Origin of the sequence: Psychrobacillus sp. FSL K6-1267 (genome assembly GCF_038003265.1) — a bacterium.
Classification (GTDB): domain Bacteria; phylum Bacillota; class Bacilli; order Bacillales_A; family Planococcaceae; genus Psychrobacillus; species Psychrobacillus faecigallinarum.
The window spans coordinates 2,842,628-2,857,684 of sequence record NZ_JBBOOR010000001.1 but is presented as its reverse complement, the minus strand read 5'-3'; the positions used below and the strand labels follow the sequence as shown (position 1 = coordinate 2,857,684).

Genomic DNA, 15,057 nt, shown 5'->3' with positions numbered 1-15,057 from the left:
TATGTTAAACTTTCTTTCATTAGGCTTTTTGTATTTATACTTTCCAGAGGATAAAACCGAATATATACCAGTAGTATTAGAGTTTATAATAGTATTTATTCTATGTGTGCTATTATTCCGTTGGTTTAAAAAGAAATCCGCTAGAGACGCTGCAAAAGCGAAAGAAATAGAAGAACGAGTATTACAAGCAAGAAAAGAAGAAATGGAAAAGAAGGTACCTTCTGAGTGAAGGCACCTTCTTTTTATATATTAGTACATAGCTTATTTTGCTCTAGTGCTAGGACAATGCATGTTTGAATCTCGAAACTCCTTCTTCTACTGTTGCTCTAGGACATGCCACGTTCATTCGAAGGAATCCATCTCCGCCTTCTCCATATTTAGTTCCAGGCTCTAATGCAAGTTTTCCCTTAGTTAATAATAGATTCATCATATCTTTCTCATTCAAGCCTGTCCCACGATAATCAATCCATAGTAAATAACTACCTTCTGGTTTAGAAATCTTAATGCCTTCTATAATTGATAATTGTTTAATGACATACTCCATATTACCTTCTATAACATCTATTAACTCTTCAAGCCATGGAGCTCCGTGTTCATATGCCGCTTGCATAGCAGTTAAGGAGAAGACATTCAGTCCCATGTCTCCACGTCTTGCAGCACTATTTTCTAATGCTTTTCGCAATTCATCATTAGGTACGATGGTAGCAGCACCTTGAATTCCAGCTAAGTTGAACGTTTTAGTTGGTGCAAAGAAAGTAATAATATGATTGGTTTCTTCTGCTGCAACAAGTAGAGGAACATGTTTATTTGGTTTAAAGACAAGATCTGAGTGTATTTCGTCTGAAAGTATTAATACATTATGCATTTTACATAGTGAAGCCATCTTAGTTAAATCTTCCTTGCTCCACACTTTTCCTCCTGGGTTATGTGGGTTGCAAAGTATAAATATTTTTATATCCTGCTGTAAGCATTCTTCAAAAGCATCCCAATCCAATTCAAAGGAGTTACCTTTTTCCTTTAAGCGACAAGTAACAACCTCTCTTTCTAAAGTATTCGGTATACCTTTAAAGGGAGGATAAATTGGAGTGTGTACAAGTACTTTATCTCCTATTTCTGAGAAAGCCTCTACCACTTCGGCCATTCCAGGAATAACCCCATGACGTAAGAGAATCCATTCGTTTTCAATTTCTAGTTGGTGTTTAGTATATACCCAAGAAGATAATGCATCCTTCACTGCTTCAGGGGTAATTGAGTATCCAAAAACAGGATGCTCTAAACGCTTATGTATGGCTTGCTGTATTACTGGTGCTAAACTAAAATCCATATCTGCTACCCACATTGGAAGTACATCCGCATCATCCTCAATAGCATATACTTGTTTTAACATATCCCATTTCACGGAAAAAGTGTTACGACGATTAAAAATAGTAGAAAAATCTGACAAAATAAAATCCCCTTTCATTTTTAACTTATTGTGTTATTATAACCCTAACTAATAAAAGTAGTAAGGTGAAAAAATAATGGATACTATAGAGATGAATAGAAAAGCAGTTTGGTTACTTCAAGAGTGGGATCCTTTCAAGTTCGGAATTGATGCTTACGAAACAGAGATCGCCGATGTTGTAGCTTCTCTGCACGATATCGACCATCCTTCAGAGCTTGCTAGAAAAATTCAAGAAGTTTACGAGCATTCCTTTGAACAATGGATTCCACTAGAAAAATGCGTGGAGATCTCTTACAAACTTATTGCTTTAAAATATGAAATGAAGTGTATTATTTAATTACTCACTTCCTATAATGCTAGATAAAAAGAGTAATAACAAGAAAAAGCTTTCGATTCCAATGAATCGAAAGCTTTTATTTTACACTTCTTGCAGGCCGTCCATTAAGTTGGATGCAGGTACTTCTAATGCGTTAGATAGCTTTAAAATAGTTTGTGTTGAAGGAATTTCACTACCAGACTCGTACGCTTCCAATTTTCCAGCGCCGATTCTTGTTTTTAAGGAAAGTGTTTCTAAAGAAATATTGCGTTCTTCTCTTAGTTGTCGCAACTGCTTATGCAATTCTTTTTTCATGATTTCTGTCCACCTCTTTAAAAATTCTTCACATCTTATATCATATTATAGCACATTTTTTTTTGGAACTTGTTTTAATGTATTGTCAGAAAAAGTACAATTTTTAATTTACTAGCCTAAAGGATATTTGTCCTATTTAAGAACATTCATAACCCCTTGAATAAATACAATTAAAATTGCTACTGGTGCAGCATAGCGTACAATAATTCTCCAACCGTTTAAAAGAACAGCTCTAGAACCAATCTCCTTGGAAATGTCATCTTTAGAGAAGTGGAATCCAGCAAAAATTGATATAAAAAGTGCCCCTAAAGGTAAACCAATGCTACTAGTCAGGAAATCAGCAAAATCAAAAATCGACAAGTCTAGGATTTTAATATCTTGAAGAACACCAAAAGAAAGAGCACTTGGAATTCCAACAAGGAAAATTAAAAAGCCCGAGATCCAAGCAGCACGTTTTCTTCGATCATAATTCGACTTAATACCAATGGACACAACGATCTCTAACATACTGATGGAAGACGTTAACGTGGCAAATAATAACAGGATAAAGAATATTATTAAAAAGAATTGCCCGAAAATAATTTGTTCAAACACTGCTGGTAGAATGATGAATACTAATCCAGGACCAGCGTCTGGAGAAAAACCCAAAGCGAAAACTGCAGGGAATATTACGAGACCTGCCATGATAGAAATACCTATATTCAGTAAGGAAACACTAAGAGCCGAATTTCCTAAATTAGTTCCCTTTGGTAAGTAGGATGCATAGGTAATCATCCCAGAAACACCGACACTGAGAGAAAAGAATGCCTGACCCAATGCAAGCAGGGCAGTTTCCCACGTAAAATAAGACCAATCCGGTATTAATAAAAACTTAACTCCTTCAATAGCTCCATCAAGAGTCAGTGAACGTATGGCTAGAACCACAAAGAAGATGAGAAGTAAGGGCATCATCCACTTACTAGCTTTCTCAATTCCTCCCTTGATGCCTCCTGAAACAATCCACAAAGTTAAGAGTATAAATACTCCTTGTCCAATTAACACTTCCCAAGGATTTGATATGACCGTATTAAATAAGTCCTCATAGAAATTATCTGCACTCCCGTTTAAGCTAAGAGTAATAGAACGGAACAAGTAAGATAAAATCCAGCCACCAACTACACTATAAAACGAGAGTATTATAAACGAAAAGAAGAAGCCAGACCATCCGATTAAAAACCATGGCTTTTTAGGTGCCAATTTTTTAAATCCAGTTACTGCATCTGCCTGTCCCTTTCTTCCTATGATAAATTCAGCTAGTAAAATTGGTAATCCAATAAGAAGTGTACATAGGATGAAGAGCAATACAAAGACGCCACCACCATTAGTTCCTGCCATATAGGGAAACTTCCAAATCGCCCCTAATCCAATGGCACTTCCGGCCGCAGCCAATATAAATCCAATTTTCGACCCGAAGTGATCTCGAGTTTTCATATGTATTCCTCCTTCAACGCTTTAACGCTTTAAAGGGATAGTATACTATTTTGTTAATGAAAAATAAACGCTAAATCTATAAATGTGAATTGTTAATATGTGCAAGTAAGATAAAAGTATACAGATAGATGTAACATTTAGCTGGCATCTTTCGTATCACTTATAGCAAAAGAGAGAGAGCGGGGTGGAGCAATGGTTGAGAACGAATTGATCGAACTTGCACAACAGGGCGATCAGCAAGCATACGGGGAACTCATTCGCTTACATCATCGAACAGTAGAAAAATTTGCCTTTCAATGTGGAGTGCGAGTTCAAGATATACCAGATGTGACACAGGAAGTGTTTGTAAAATTGTATCGTTTCCTTCATCAATTTCAAAAGGAGCGTTTCACAACCTGGTTATATAAAATTACATTAAATGCAACAAGAGACTATTACCGCAAGGAAACGAAGGAAGCGCAAAAAGAGGTAAGGCTTCAAGGAGTATCGCCTGACCACTATATAATGAAGTCTGCCGAGGAAAAGGTCCTTGTTTTTGAGGAGGATCGAGAGCTCCATGTAGCAATACAATTATTAGATGAAAAATATCGCCATCCCATTATACTTTTCTATTTTCATGACATGTCTTATGAACAAATGGCAGATGTACTGAATGTTCCAATGTCTACCATTAAAATTCGATTATTACGAGCAAAGGGACATTTGAAATCGGCTCTACAAATTAGTGGAGGTGAAAACCATGGACGATAAAAAACTGGAAGTACGTTTGGAATTATTGAAAGATTCATATGAGCGACTACCTACTTCTTTAAACACAAGTCACATACTTAAAGAAATAGAAAACCCAAAATCAGCATCACAAATGATTTCTGCACAAAAGAAAAATATTAATTGGCAACGAGTTACTGCTTGGATTGTTAGCGCTGCCGCAATTCTTGTCTTTGGATTAATAGGAGCAAGCTTCCAGGTCGAAAAACCGTCTTCTATAGCAACTCAGTTAGAAAATATTGACGGAGAGGGCAAGGTTCAATTAGCAGACGCCTCTCAAGAGTTTATTAATAGACTAAAAAACAATTACTCGAAAGAACGAGAAAAGCGGAGAGAAATGCTACATCTTACGGAGGAAGAATTTTCGGAATTGCCTTATATACAACAAACAGATGCTCTATATATACGTTATACAGAAGAAAGTAGCTTTTCGTTATACTATTCTGTCCCATCCTTTTCTGATAGTGAATCATTAAATATTAGATATGATGAATTAATCCATTCTCTCTATCTTCCATCTGAAATGATTCAGGAAGTCAAAAGTAAAGGTCAAAAGGTATCTGATGAAGATACAGCTGAATTTTTTAATGCTTATTCTAGTAAGGTAAAAGAATTGAGGGAGTACTTTGGAAAAAAGGACAAAATGACTGATGAACAACTAGCAGCATTAAAAAAAGAAAATCTCTTCCAAAGCTCTGAAGAAACCAAAATAAAATATAAAATGAATGAGGAACAGTTGTCGGTATTAAAAAATATATTAGCCCCATCTTTTGTTGGATATAATTATATTCTCGAAAAGGAACCTTTTACTTATGGAGGTGAATTAACCTATAGCTTGAATGATTCGGTAGCAATATTAATGCACCTAGATATGTTGCTAGGGAACAGTTCAGATTTATATATTGATAAGAGTTTATTGAAGTTATACTATACAGAAATTTTTTATGCTGTTGTAAAGGGTACTAAGGATAAACCTGTATTCATTAGTGGAGCTGTAAATAAAGAGTATCAAGATATTTGGAAGGATATTGTCAGTGAATCAAATAGTTCCAACATATTTATTTTATTAAACCCGATAGTAAACGAATTTGAAAACAGCGGTTGGACAAATTCAGATAGCTGGGACGCTTTAGATTACGGTGATATTGATGATTCACTTCGTTATTGGTAAAGTGCATGCTTCCATGCCACCTCAGTGATTTTTGGTCATATACTTTCTGATATGTTATAATTTAACATGACTATATCGTAGATAAGAAAGTAGGACGGCAATATGACAAAAACATTTAAGGTAGGAGATGTGGTTACTGGTAAAGTGACGGGTATTCAACCATATGGTGCGTTCGTTAGTCTGGATGAACAAACACAAGGTCTAGTGCACATATCAGAAATAACATATGGCTATGTTAAGGAAGTAGGAGAGTTTTTGACTGTTGGTCAGGAAGTAGAAGTGAAAATTCTAGAAATTGATGAGGAAGCAAGCAAAATAAGCCTTTCTATTCGAGAACTTCAAGAAAAACCAACCTCTTCGAAACGTGATGATAAGCCACGTAAATCACTTCAAGCTCGTGTCGATGAGCATGATCAAGAAGGCTTTAATACATTGAAGGAAAAGCTAGCAGGGTGGATTAAACAATCCATCCAATAATAAAGGAAAGGTGAAGAAGGATCATATCCTTCTCCACCTTTTTTTATCATGTAAAATTTAAACTTTTCTTATTTTACGTAATCGGTACTGTAGATTCTGCCTACTCATTCCCAATGCCTCCGCAGCTTTAGTGACATTGTTATTGTATTTTTCTAAAGCCTTTTGTAAATAATACGTTTCCGCTTCTCTTAAGTATTCGTCTAGAGGAAGGATATCTCTCTCTGGAGAGATGACAAAGTCCTCGGCATTTTTCATTGATCCATCCATATCCTGAATTTTTAATTTGAAATGGAGTGGCAGCATATCGAAACTTAATGTTCTCTCTGTTGTAATCATAGAAGTGATTTCGTCCAATAAAAGCTCCAATTCCTTTAAGTTACCTGGCCAGTCATAGGTTTTAAAAGCTTTTATTACCTGTGGATCTATGTCTTCAAGAGTAGACGCGTACCGATTCAAATGTCGCTGGAAGTAATCATGTATAAAGGGCATAATATCCTCTGTTCGTTCACGAAGCGGCGGAATATTAATAGTAATAGACGCAAAGTAATAATATAGCTCTTTAACCAACTGGTTATTATAAACTAGGTCAATCGGATCTTCTCCAATACTAGCGATATACAGATTGTGGTTAGAGCTATTTTCTTTTAAAATTTCAAATAATTTATTTTGTAAATCGATGGATAATAAATCTATTCTTTCACAAAATATAGTGCAGTTATGCAGGCTTTTTATTTCTTGTTCGAATTTATAAATTATTTGATCGTCCGCACTATAACAATAAAGCGTTATAAATTGCTCGTTTTGTGGAGAAAGCTGATGATGTATTGCTTCCGCTATTAAATCCTTTCCTGTCCCAGCTTCTCCAATAAGCAGGATAGGCATTCGTACATTGGCTGCTTTTATTGAGCGTTCCTTTACGTCCTTCATGATTTTAGATTCTGCTGTGATAGAGGAAAGTGTGATTGCCTCGTTATATCTCTTTAAAGGCTGAAATAATAGCTTTTCCAGAGCCGTGATATCTCGTGAAAATTCAATCGCCCCTATTAAGACACCATCTTCAAAAACAGGATATGTATCGTTAATAGTGGTGATTTCTTGACCATTCCTACTCCAATAGGTCTGTTTTACTCTTAGGACTGGCTTTTCGCTATGTAGAACTTTTAATAAGGTACTTTCATGTTGTTCGAATTGAAAAAGTTCTAGGATAGAACGATCTTCTACATCCATCGAATTCAAACCTTCGATTTCTTTCATTTTTTCATTGTATATAATCGTTTTTCCCATTAAATCTATTGCATGAATGCCTACAGTGACTTGCTCTGTAGCGAATTTGTAAAAGGGGAGCAACTTACTAAAAGTACTGGTCAAATTAATCACCTCAAAAAAATATTTAACATTTTAGTTAATTATACTTGAAAAACGCAACAATCTTTTGCATTATTATAAGTGAAGTAGTATTAGTAGTGCAAATTTTTTTTGCGCTAACATTTAAAGGAGGATTTACATGATACCTTATAAACACGAAGCATTTACAGATTTTTCAAAAGAAGAAAATAAAAAAGCAATAAAAGAAGGATATAAAATTGTTGACGCATATTTAGGTCAAGATTTCCCATTAATCGTTGGTGGAGAAAGAATTACTACTGAAAGCAAAATTGTTTCTTATAATCCAGCAAAAAAAGAAGAGGTAATTGGTAAAGTATCAAAAGCTTCTCAAGAAATCGCAGAAAAAGCACTTAAAATTGCTGATGAAACATTCAACACATGGAAAAAAGTAAAACCAGAAGTACGTGCAGATGTACTTTTCAAAGCAGCGGCAATCATTCGTCGCCGTAAATTTGAATTCTCCGCTTTATTATCAAGAGAAGCAGGGAAAACATGGGTGGAAGCTGATGTAGAGGTTGCTGAAGGAATTGACTTCTTAGAATATTATGGACGTCAAATGCTACGTCTTAAAGAAGGCCAACCTGTGGAAAGCCGTCCAGGTGAATACAATCGTTATGACTATATTCCATTAGGAGTTTCTGTTGTTATCTCTCCTTGGAACTTCCCATTTGCTATCATGGCTGGTACTACTGTAGCAGCTATGGTTGCTGGTAATACAGTATTATTAAAACCAGCTTCTACTACTCCTGTTGTTGCTTATAAGTTTGTAGAAGTTCTAGAAGAAGCTGGAATGCCAGCGGGCGTTGTTAACTTCATCCCTGGTTCAGGTGCTGAAATTGGTGATTTCTTAGTTGAACACCCACGTACTCGTTTAATCAGCTTTACAGGATCTCGTGACGTTGGTTTAGGAATTGTAGAAAAATCAGCTAAATTAGCTGAAAAGCAAATCTGGATTAAACGTACAATTCTTGAAATGGGCGGTAAAGACACAATCGTTGTAGATAAAGATGCTGATTTAGAATTAGCTGCTCAATCAATCGTACGATCAGCATTTGGTTTTAGCGGACAAAAATGCTCGGCTGGTTCACGTGCTGTAATCCTTGAAGATGTATATGACCAAGTAGTGGATCGTGTAAAAGAGTTAACGAATGAGTTAACTGTAGGTATTCCAGACGAAGATGAGCATTTTGTAGGTCCAGTAATCGATGCTTCTGCATTCAAAAAAATCATGAGCTATATCCCAGTTGGTAAAGAAGAAGGTCGCTTAATCACTGGTGGAGAAGGTGACGATTCAAAAGGTTACTTCATTCAACCTACTGTATTTGCAGATCTATCTCCAACTTCTCGCATTATGCAAGAAGAAATTTTTGGACCAATCCTTGGTATTTCTAAAGCAAAAGATTTTGATGAAGCGATTGAAATTGCTAACAACACGGAATATGGTTTAACGGGTGCCGTTATTACTAATAACCGCATGAACTTAGAAAAAGCGCGTGAAGACTTCCACGTAGGTAACTTATACTTCAACCGTGGATGTACTGGAGCTATCGTTGGATACCAACCATTTGGTGGATTCAACATGTCTGGAACTGACTCTAAAGCTGGTGGACCAGACTACATTCAACTTCATATGCAAGCTAAAACAACTTCTGAAATGCTTTAATATTTTTTAAACAAATCTTATGAAATGGCCAAACAACTGGTTTGTCTGGCCATTTCATTTAATAGGGGGAAAATGAATGTCAGTATCTAGTAAAGTAATTGAACAAACAGAAAAATACGGTGCACACAATTACAATCCACTACCAATCGTTGTGTCTGAAGCTGAAGGTGTTTGGGTAAAGGATCCAGAGGGTAATAAATACATGGATATGCTATCTGCATACTCAGCTGTAAACCAAGGACATCGTCATCCTAAAATTATTCAAGCGTTAAAAGACCAAGCAGATCGTGTTACTTTAACTTCTCGTGCGTTCCATAACGACCAGTTAGGTCCATGGTATGAAAAAGTAAGTCAATTAACGAAAAAAGAAATGGTTTTACCGATGAATACAGGAGCTGAAGCTGTAGAAACAGCATTTAAGGCTGCTCGCAGATGGGCGTATGATGTAAAAGGTGTTGCTGATGATCAAGCAGAAATCATTGCTTGTAACGGTAACTTCCACGGCAGAACTATGGGAGCGGTTTCTTTATCGTCAGACCCAGAATACAAACGTGGATTCGGACCAATGCTTCCAGGGATTAAACTAATTCCTTACGGGGATATTGAAGCACTTAAGCAAGCAATTACTCCAAACACAGCTGCATTCTTAATCGAACCTATCCAAGGCGAAGCTGGAATCATTATTCCTCCAGAAGGATTTATGAAGGCTGCACGTGAATTATGTCGAGAAAATAATGTATTATTTATCGCAGATGAAATTCAAGCTGGATTATGCCGCACAGGTAAAATGTTTGCATGTGAATGGGAAGATATCGATCCGGATATGTACATCTTAGGTAAAGCACTAGGCGGAGGAGTATTCCCTATCTCATGTATAGTAGCTAACCGTGATGTTCTAGAAGTATTTAATCCAGGTTCACATGGCTCTACTTTCGGTGGTAACCCTATGGCTTGTGCTGTTTCTCTTGCTGCACTTGACGTGTTGATTGACGAGAAGCTTGCTGATCGTTCATTAGAATTAGGAAATTATTTTATGGATGCTTTAAGAGACATTAATCATCCTTCTATTAAAGAAGTACGTGGTCGTGGTTTGTTTATCGGTATGGAATTGACTGAAGCAGCAAGACCTTATTGTGAAGAACTAAAAGAACTAGGATTATTATGTAAAGAAACTCACGATACAGTTATCCGTTTCGCACCACCTTTAATCATTACAAAAGAGGAACTTGACTGGTCAATTGAGAAAATTAAAAAAGTATTTACAATTTAACTAATTGTTTCCCAATTTGTAAATGAATTGTGTTACAATAATCTCCGATGAAATCATTATGAATTAAAGAGGCGAAATAATAAATGGCTGAAAATCTAAACCTGTTCACATCAACGCAGGCTGTCATTAAAGAGGCTTTGCAAAAATTAGGCTACGACGATGCAATGTATGACTTGTTAAAAGAACCACTTCGTATGTTAGAGGTAAGAATTCCAGTAAGAATGGATGACAATACTGTTAAAGTATTTACTGGTTACCGTTCCCAACATAACGATGCAGTCGGACCAACAAAAGGTGGAGTTCGTTTTCACCCAGGCGTAACTCCTGAAGAAATGAAAGCACTTTCTATGTGGATGACATTAAAAGCTGGAATTGTTGACCTTCCGTATGGTGGAGGTAAAGGTGGGGTTGCTTGTGACCCACGTGAGATGTCTATGGGAGAAATCGAACGCCTAAGTCGTGGATATGTTCGTGCAATTAGTCAAATTGTCGGACCAACAAAAGATATCCCTGCTCCAGACGTTTTCACAAATGCGCAAATTATGGCATGGATGATGGATGAATATAGTCGTATGGACCAATTCAACTCACCAGGATTTATCACGGGTAAACCTTTAGTTCTTGGTGGATCTCAAGGTCGTGACCGTGCAACTGCACAAGGTGTTACTATTATTATTAATGAAGCAGCGAAGAAACGCGGCATTGATATGATGGGTGCTAGAGTGGTTATCCAAGGTTTCGGAAACGCAGGAAGCTTCCTTGCTAAGTTCTTGAGCGATCAAGGTGCAAAAGTAATTGGTATTTCTGATGCTTACGGTGCTTTACATGACCCTAATGGCTTAGATATAGATTATTTATTAGATCGCCGTGATAGCTTTGGAACTGTAACGACTTTGTTTGAAAATACTATTTCTAATGAAGAATTATTAGAATTAGATTGTGATATTTTAGTGCCTGCTGCTATCGAAAACCAAATTACTTCTGATAATGCTCACAACATCAAAGCTAATATAGTAGTAGAAGCAGCAAATGGTCCAACTACTTCAGAAGCTACTAGAATTCTATACGAAAGAGGAATCCTATTAGTCCCTGACGTATTAGCTAGTGCAGGTGGGGTAACTGTATCTTACTTTGAGTGGGTACAAAATAACCAAGGCTACTACTGGACAGAAGAAGAAGTTAACGACAAGTTAGTGAAGAAAATGGTAGATGCATTTGAGAATATTTATGAAGTAGCTACTACTCGTAATATCGATATGCGTTTAGCTGCATATATGGTTGGTGTACGCAGAACTGCTGAAGCTTCACGCTTCCGTGGATGGGTATAACCCGATAAGTTGAACCGCTTGTATTTTACAAGCGGTTTTTTATATGATGAAAAGGTAAAGAAAGGGGATTAACATATGAATGCATTTTCTTTTTATAATCCGGTCAAACTGATTTTTGGTAAAGGTCAACTAGCAAAGCTTCCTACTGAGCTTTCTGTATTCGGTAAAAAGGTATTGGTAGTATACGGCGGCGGAAGCATTAAAAAAAATGGTTTATACGACGAAGTAATGAATTATTTAAATGAGGCAGGTATGGAAATCTTTGAACTGTCAGGAGTAGAGCCAAATCCAAGACTATCTACTGCAAAACGAGGAGCAGATCTTTGTAAGGCAGAAGGAATTGAAGTAGTACTTGCAGTCGGAGGTGGGTCTGTAATAGACTGCACGAAGCTTATTGTTGCTGCTGCTAAGTATGATGGGGATCCATGGGACTTAGTTACACGTAAAGCCTTCCCAGAAGAAGCACTACCTTTTGGTACTGTTTTAACTTTAGCCGCAACTGGCTCCGAAATGAACTCAGGTTCGGTAATTACAAATGAAGAAACGTTAGAAAAATACGGCTGGGGGAGCCCGCTAGTTTTCCCTAAATTCTCTATATTAGACCCAGTGAACACTTTCACAGTTCCTCTAGACCAAACGGTTTATGGGATTGTTGATATGATGTCTCATATGTTTGAGCAATATTATCATAACGCGACTAACACACCTCTTCAAGATGAAATGATTGAGGGCGCTCTACGTACAGTTATAGATGCTGCTCCTAAACTAATTACCGACCTAGAAAACTATGAATTAAGAGAAACTATCCTATTTGCGGGAACTCTAGGCTTAAATGGTTTTCTACAAATGGGTTATAACGGTGATTGGGCGAGCCATAACATTGAACATGCTGTCTCAGCTGTGTATGACATTCCCCATGCAGGCGGATTGGCAATTATTTTCCCGAGATGGATGCGACATAATCTTAAAGTAAATCCAGAGCGCTTTGCAAAGCTTGCTACTAAAGTCTTCCATGTGGATCCTTCAGGTAAGACGCCGGAGGAAATTGGTTTAGAGGGTATTGAAAGATTATCTTCTTTCTGGGCTTCGTTAGGGGCACCTGTGAACCTATCTGATTATAAAATTGATGACTCACAAATCGACTTAATGGTAGAAAAAGCAATGGCACGTGGTGAGTATGGCAATTTTAATAAGTTAAATGCAGAAGATACAAAAGCTATATTAACAGCTTGTCTGTAAGACTGCGGTTGAGTTTTTATCTTTTTTCATCAATAAAAAAGTGAATTTTAAAAGGCAAGAATGCTGTTAACCCAACATTCTTGCCTTTATTATGTTAAATCATAGCTTGACATACAACCTCTTATATAAAAGAGTAATACTTAATGGAAGATTTATTTCTTGTCATTTGTTTTTAAAACTGTTTTTGAATCTTTATGATGATTCCACGTTTTAACTCCGTCGTCCTCGTCAAAGGAGATAGTCACATCGGATACTCCTTGTTGGCTTAGTATTAAATCCTTTAAAACATCATGAATATCATCTACTGTTGCAAAGGATAGCGAAGCGTCTATTTCAGCTACTAGAGTAACGTGAAGAAACTCTCCTTCTTTTATTACCTCTAGCTCTTGAATATCTTTTACTTCCTTTACATCAGAAACAAGATGCGCAATATGAACGAGCATTTGTTCATCTGTTTCCCCAAGAGCGCCTCGTGCATTATCTAAGAATACTTTACCTACTACGTAAAACATCATTAGTCCGATAAGGATAGAAGCAATACCTTCTGCTTGTAAAAATCCTGTGAAATGAGAGATCAGAACTGCTACAAAAGCTAAAATACCACCAGAAGTTGCAACTAAATCCTCCATAAATACAAGTTTTGTAGCTGGTTTTGCTCTTTTTAAATGTGCAAAGCTCGTAGTAAGCGGAGCTAAAACAGATCCTTTTATGCCAACTTCATGCAAGATTTCTTTTCCTGCTTTGTATAAAACCGCAAATTCAAGGATTATCGCAATCCCAAGAACGGTTAAACTAATTGCAAGCCCTCCAGATGCTACAGGATGTTGGATATGATGCCATCCTTCTTTGATCGTTTCATATGAGAGGATTCCTACAAGTATTACTGCACCTAAACAAACAAGATTGACCAATCGTCCAAAGCCATTTGGAAACTTAGGAGTTGGCGCCTTTTTAGAAAGTGCTGATCCTATAAACACAAAAAACTGGTTAGCTGCATCCCCGATGGAATGCATCATTTCTGCAAACATAGCTACGTTTCCAGTTAGAAAAAATGCTCCGCCTTTTAATGCTGCTATTATTGTATTTACAATTGCTGCAATCAAGGATGGTTTGTTACCACCCTTTAATAAAGTAAAAAACTGTCCCATATAATTACTCCTTTTGTTAAATAGATTCTAATTCAAGAGTTTCGATAAATTCTAAATTTGCTATCGAATGATAAAATTCTACCGTATTCTTTTTAGTAAGTATAGACAAACGAATATGAAGCTCATGCTTGATTTCATCATTCTCTAATGGAATGTCTTTTATTCGAATGCTATCAATATAAAAGCCTTGGTCTTTTAAGTGATAATACATTTTAGAAATGTTTTCTTGCTCTGAAACAATTACCTTCAATGATAACTCTTTCGATCTTAATCGCTTTGGACCTATTTTAGATAAGAGGGGAGGGATTACTTCTATACCTATTAGTACAATCACAACAGATAAGGATGCCTCCAAATAAAATCCTGCTCCCACAGCAATCCCAATTCCCCCAGCTCCCCAAATCATGGCTGCTGTTGTTAGACCACTTATGCTATCATTTCCTTTACGAAGGATAACCCCGGCCCCTAAAAAACCGATTCCGCTAACAATTTGAGCTGCTAACCGTAAAGGATCCATGGTTATATTGACTCCGTCGTGTCCAGTATGAGCCTTATATGCCGATTCGATAGATATGTATGTGAGCAAGCAACTAAATGTGGCTATAACGATACTTGTTTTTAGACCAATGGGTTTTTTCTTCAGTTCTCTTTCAATCCCAATAACTAAACTTAGGATTGCCGCGAAACTTAATTTTATTAATATCTCGCCATATCCATTTAAATAGGGAACCCAGTCCAAGGATGTTCCTCCTTTCTATTAAGTTAGTAAAGAATATGTGGAAATTTAAATCTTATACTTACATACCCATTTTTCTATTTAATATCACCCTGTTCTGAATTAATGAAGAATATTATAGTAAGTAAGGCTAAAGCTATTTAAAACTATCCTTTATTAAATAATTTAATAAAAATCATATTAAATATAAAAAAAGGTATTGCTTTTTGTTTCTCTACGTTGTATATTAATACTTGTCCTTCGGAACAAGCGACAAACTACTTGAAAGAAAATAAAAAAAGTGTTTGACAGCGAATCTGAAATGAGTTATACTAATAAAGTCGTCA

At 36.5% G+C, this 15,057-nt stretch carries 15 protein-coding genes; 9 read left to right on the top strand and 6 right to left on the bottom strand.

Features of this window, described 5'->3' with window-relative positions:
- Position 1: 1 nt before the first annotated feature.
- The gene (locus MHB55_RS14600) at positions 2-229 is read left to right on the top strand and encodes a hypothetical protein (RefSeq protein WP_144538608.1); all 228 of its coding nucleotides are present in this window, start codon (positions 2-4) and stop codon (positions 227-229) included.
- Between the two features lie 48 nt (positions 230-277).
- Here MHB55_RS14600 and MHB55_RS14595 read toward each other — a convergent pair whose 3' ends face one another.
- A complete protein-coding gene (locus MHB55_RS14595; RefSeq protein ID WP_260866626.1) occupies positions 278-1,444 on the bottom strand; it encodes a MalY/PatB family protein in 1,167 nt (388 codons plus the stop codon).
- A 76-nt stretch (positions 1,445-1,520) separates the two neighbouring features.
- Between MHB55_RS14595 and MHB55_RS14590 the strand changes: the two genes are divergently transcribed.
- The gene (locus MHB55_RS14590) at positions 1,521-1,781 is read left to right on the top strand and encodes a DUF1871 family protein (protein ID WP_144538606.1); all 261 of its coding nucleotides are present in this window, start codon (positions 1,521-1,523) and stop codon (positions 1,779-1,781) included.
- An 81-nt stretch (positions 1,782-1,862) separates the two neighbouring features.
- Here the strand turns inward: MHB55_RS14590 and MHB55_RS14585 are convergent, their stop codons facing one another.
- The gene (locus tag MHB55_RS14585) at positions 1,863-2,075 is read right to left on the bottom strand and encodes a helix-turn-helix domain-containing protein (RefSeq protein ID WP_144538605.1); all 213 of its coding nucleotides are present in this window, start codon (positions 2,073-2,075) and stop codon (positions 1,863-1,865) included.
- Positions 2,076-2,207: 132 nt separating this feature from the next.
- On the bottom strand, positions 2,208-3,545 hold the full coding sequence (locus tag MHB55_RS14580; RefSeq protein WP_144538604.1) for a sodium-dependent transporter: 1,338 nt from the start codon (positions 3,543-3,545) through the stop codon (positions 2,208-2,210).
- Positions 3,546-3,737: 192 nt separating this feature from the next.
- Here MHB55_RS14580 and MHB55_RS14575 point away from each other — a divergent pair, with 192 nt between their 5' ends.
- The 3 genes from MHB55_RS14575 to yugI all read left to right on the top strand — a co-directional run bounded on the left by MHB55_RS14575 (position 3,738) and on the right by yugI (position 5,961).
- On the top strand, positions 3,738-4,295 hold the full coding sequence (locus MHB55_RS14575) for an RNA polymerase sigma factor (RefSeq protein ID WP_144538603.1): 558 nt from the start codon (positions 3,738-3,740) through the stop codon (positions 4,293-4,295).
- Positions 4,285-5,484 carry a hypothetical protein gene (locus MHB55_RS14570; protein ID WP_340863481.1) on the top strand — a complete coding sequence of 400 codons (1,200 nt, stop codon included), beginning with the start codon at positions 4,285-4,287 and terminating at the stop codon, positions 5,482-5,484. The genes MHB55_RS14575 and MHB55_RS14570 overlap by 11 nt, the downstream gene beginning before the upstream one ends.
- 102 nt (positions 5,485-5,586) lie before the next feature.
- Positions 5,587-5,961 (top strand): S1 domain-containing post-transcriptional regulator GSP13, encoded by a 375-nt coding sequence (yugI, locus tag MHB55_RS14565; protein ID WP_144538601.1) that lies wholly within the window; start codon positions 5,587-5,589, stop codon positions 5,959-5,961.
- Between the two features lie 57 nt (positions 5,962-6,018).
- On the opposite strand, the gene MHB55_RS14560 is transcribed toward yugI, so the two are convergent.
- Positions 6,019-7,329, bottom strand: coding sequence for a sigma 54-interacting transcriptional regulator (locus MHB55_RS14560; RefSeq protein WP_144538600.1), 1,311 nt, complete (start codon positions 7,327-7,329; stop codon positions 6,019-6,021).
- Positions 7,330-7,465: 136 nt separating this feature from the next.
- On the opposite strand from MHB55_RS14560, the gene pruA reads away from it, so the two are divergent.
- The 4 genes from pruA to MHB55_RS14540 all read left to right on the top strand — a co-directional run bounded on the left by pruA (position 7,466) and on the right by MHB55_RS14540 (position 12,847).
- A complete protein-coding gene (gene pruA / locus MHB55_RS14555) occupies positions 7,466-9,010 on the top strand; it encodes an L-glutamate gamma-semialdehyde dehydrogenase (RefSeq protein WP_144538599.1) in 1,545 nt (514 codons plus the stop codon).
- A gap of 76 nt (positions 9,011-9,086) precedes the next feature.
- A complete protein-coding gene (locus tag MHB55_RS14550) occupies positions 9,087-10,280 on the top strand; it encodes an ornithine--oxo-acid transaminase (RefSeq protein WP_144538598.1) in 1,194 nt (397 codons plus the stop codon).
- An 83-nt stretch (positions 10,281-10,363) separates the two neighbouring features.
- Entirely contained in the window at positions 10,364-11,608 is a 1,245-nt protein-coding gene (locus MHB55_RS14545; RefSeq protein ID WP_144538597.1) for a Glu/Leu/Phe/Val family dehydrogenase, read from the top strand.
- A gap of 75 nt (positions 11,609-11,683) precedes the next feature.
- The gene (locus MHB55_RS14540; protein WP_144538596.1) at positions 11,684-12,847 is read left to right on the top strand and encodes an iron-containing alcohol dehydrogenase; all 1,164 of its coding nucleotides are present in this window, start codon (positions 11,684-11,686) and stop codon (positions 12,845-12,847) included.
- Positions 12,848-12,999: 152 nt separating this feature from the next.
- On the opposite strand, the gene MHB55_RS14535 is transcribed toward MHB55_RS14540, so the two are convergent.
- Positions 13,000-13,995, bottom strand: coding sequence for a cation diffusion facilitator family transporter (locus MHB55_RS14535; protein ID WP_144538595.1), 996 nt, complete (start codon positions 13,993-13,995; stop codon positions 13,000-13,002).
- A gap of 16 nt (positions 13,996-14,011) precedes the next feature.
- Positions 14,012-14,734: an MgtC/SapB family protein gene (locus MHB55_RS14530; RefSeq protein ID WP_144538594.1), complete on the bottom strand. Its 723-nt coding sequence runs from the start codon at positions 14,732-14,734 to the stop codon at positions 14,012-14,014.
- Positions 14,735-15,057 lie beyond the last annotated feature (323 nt).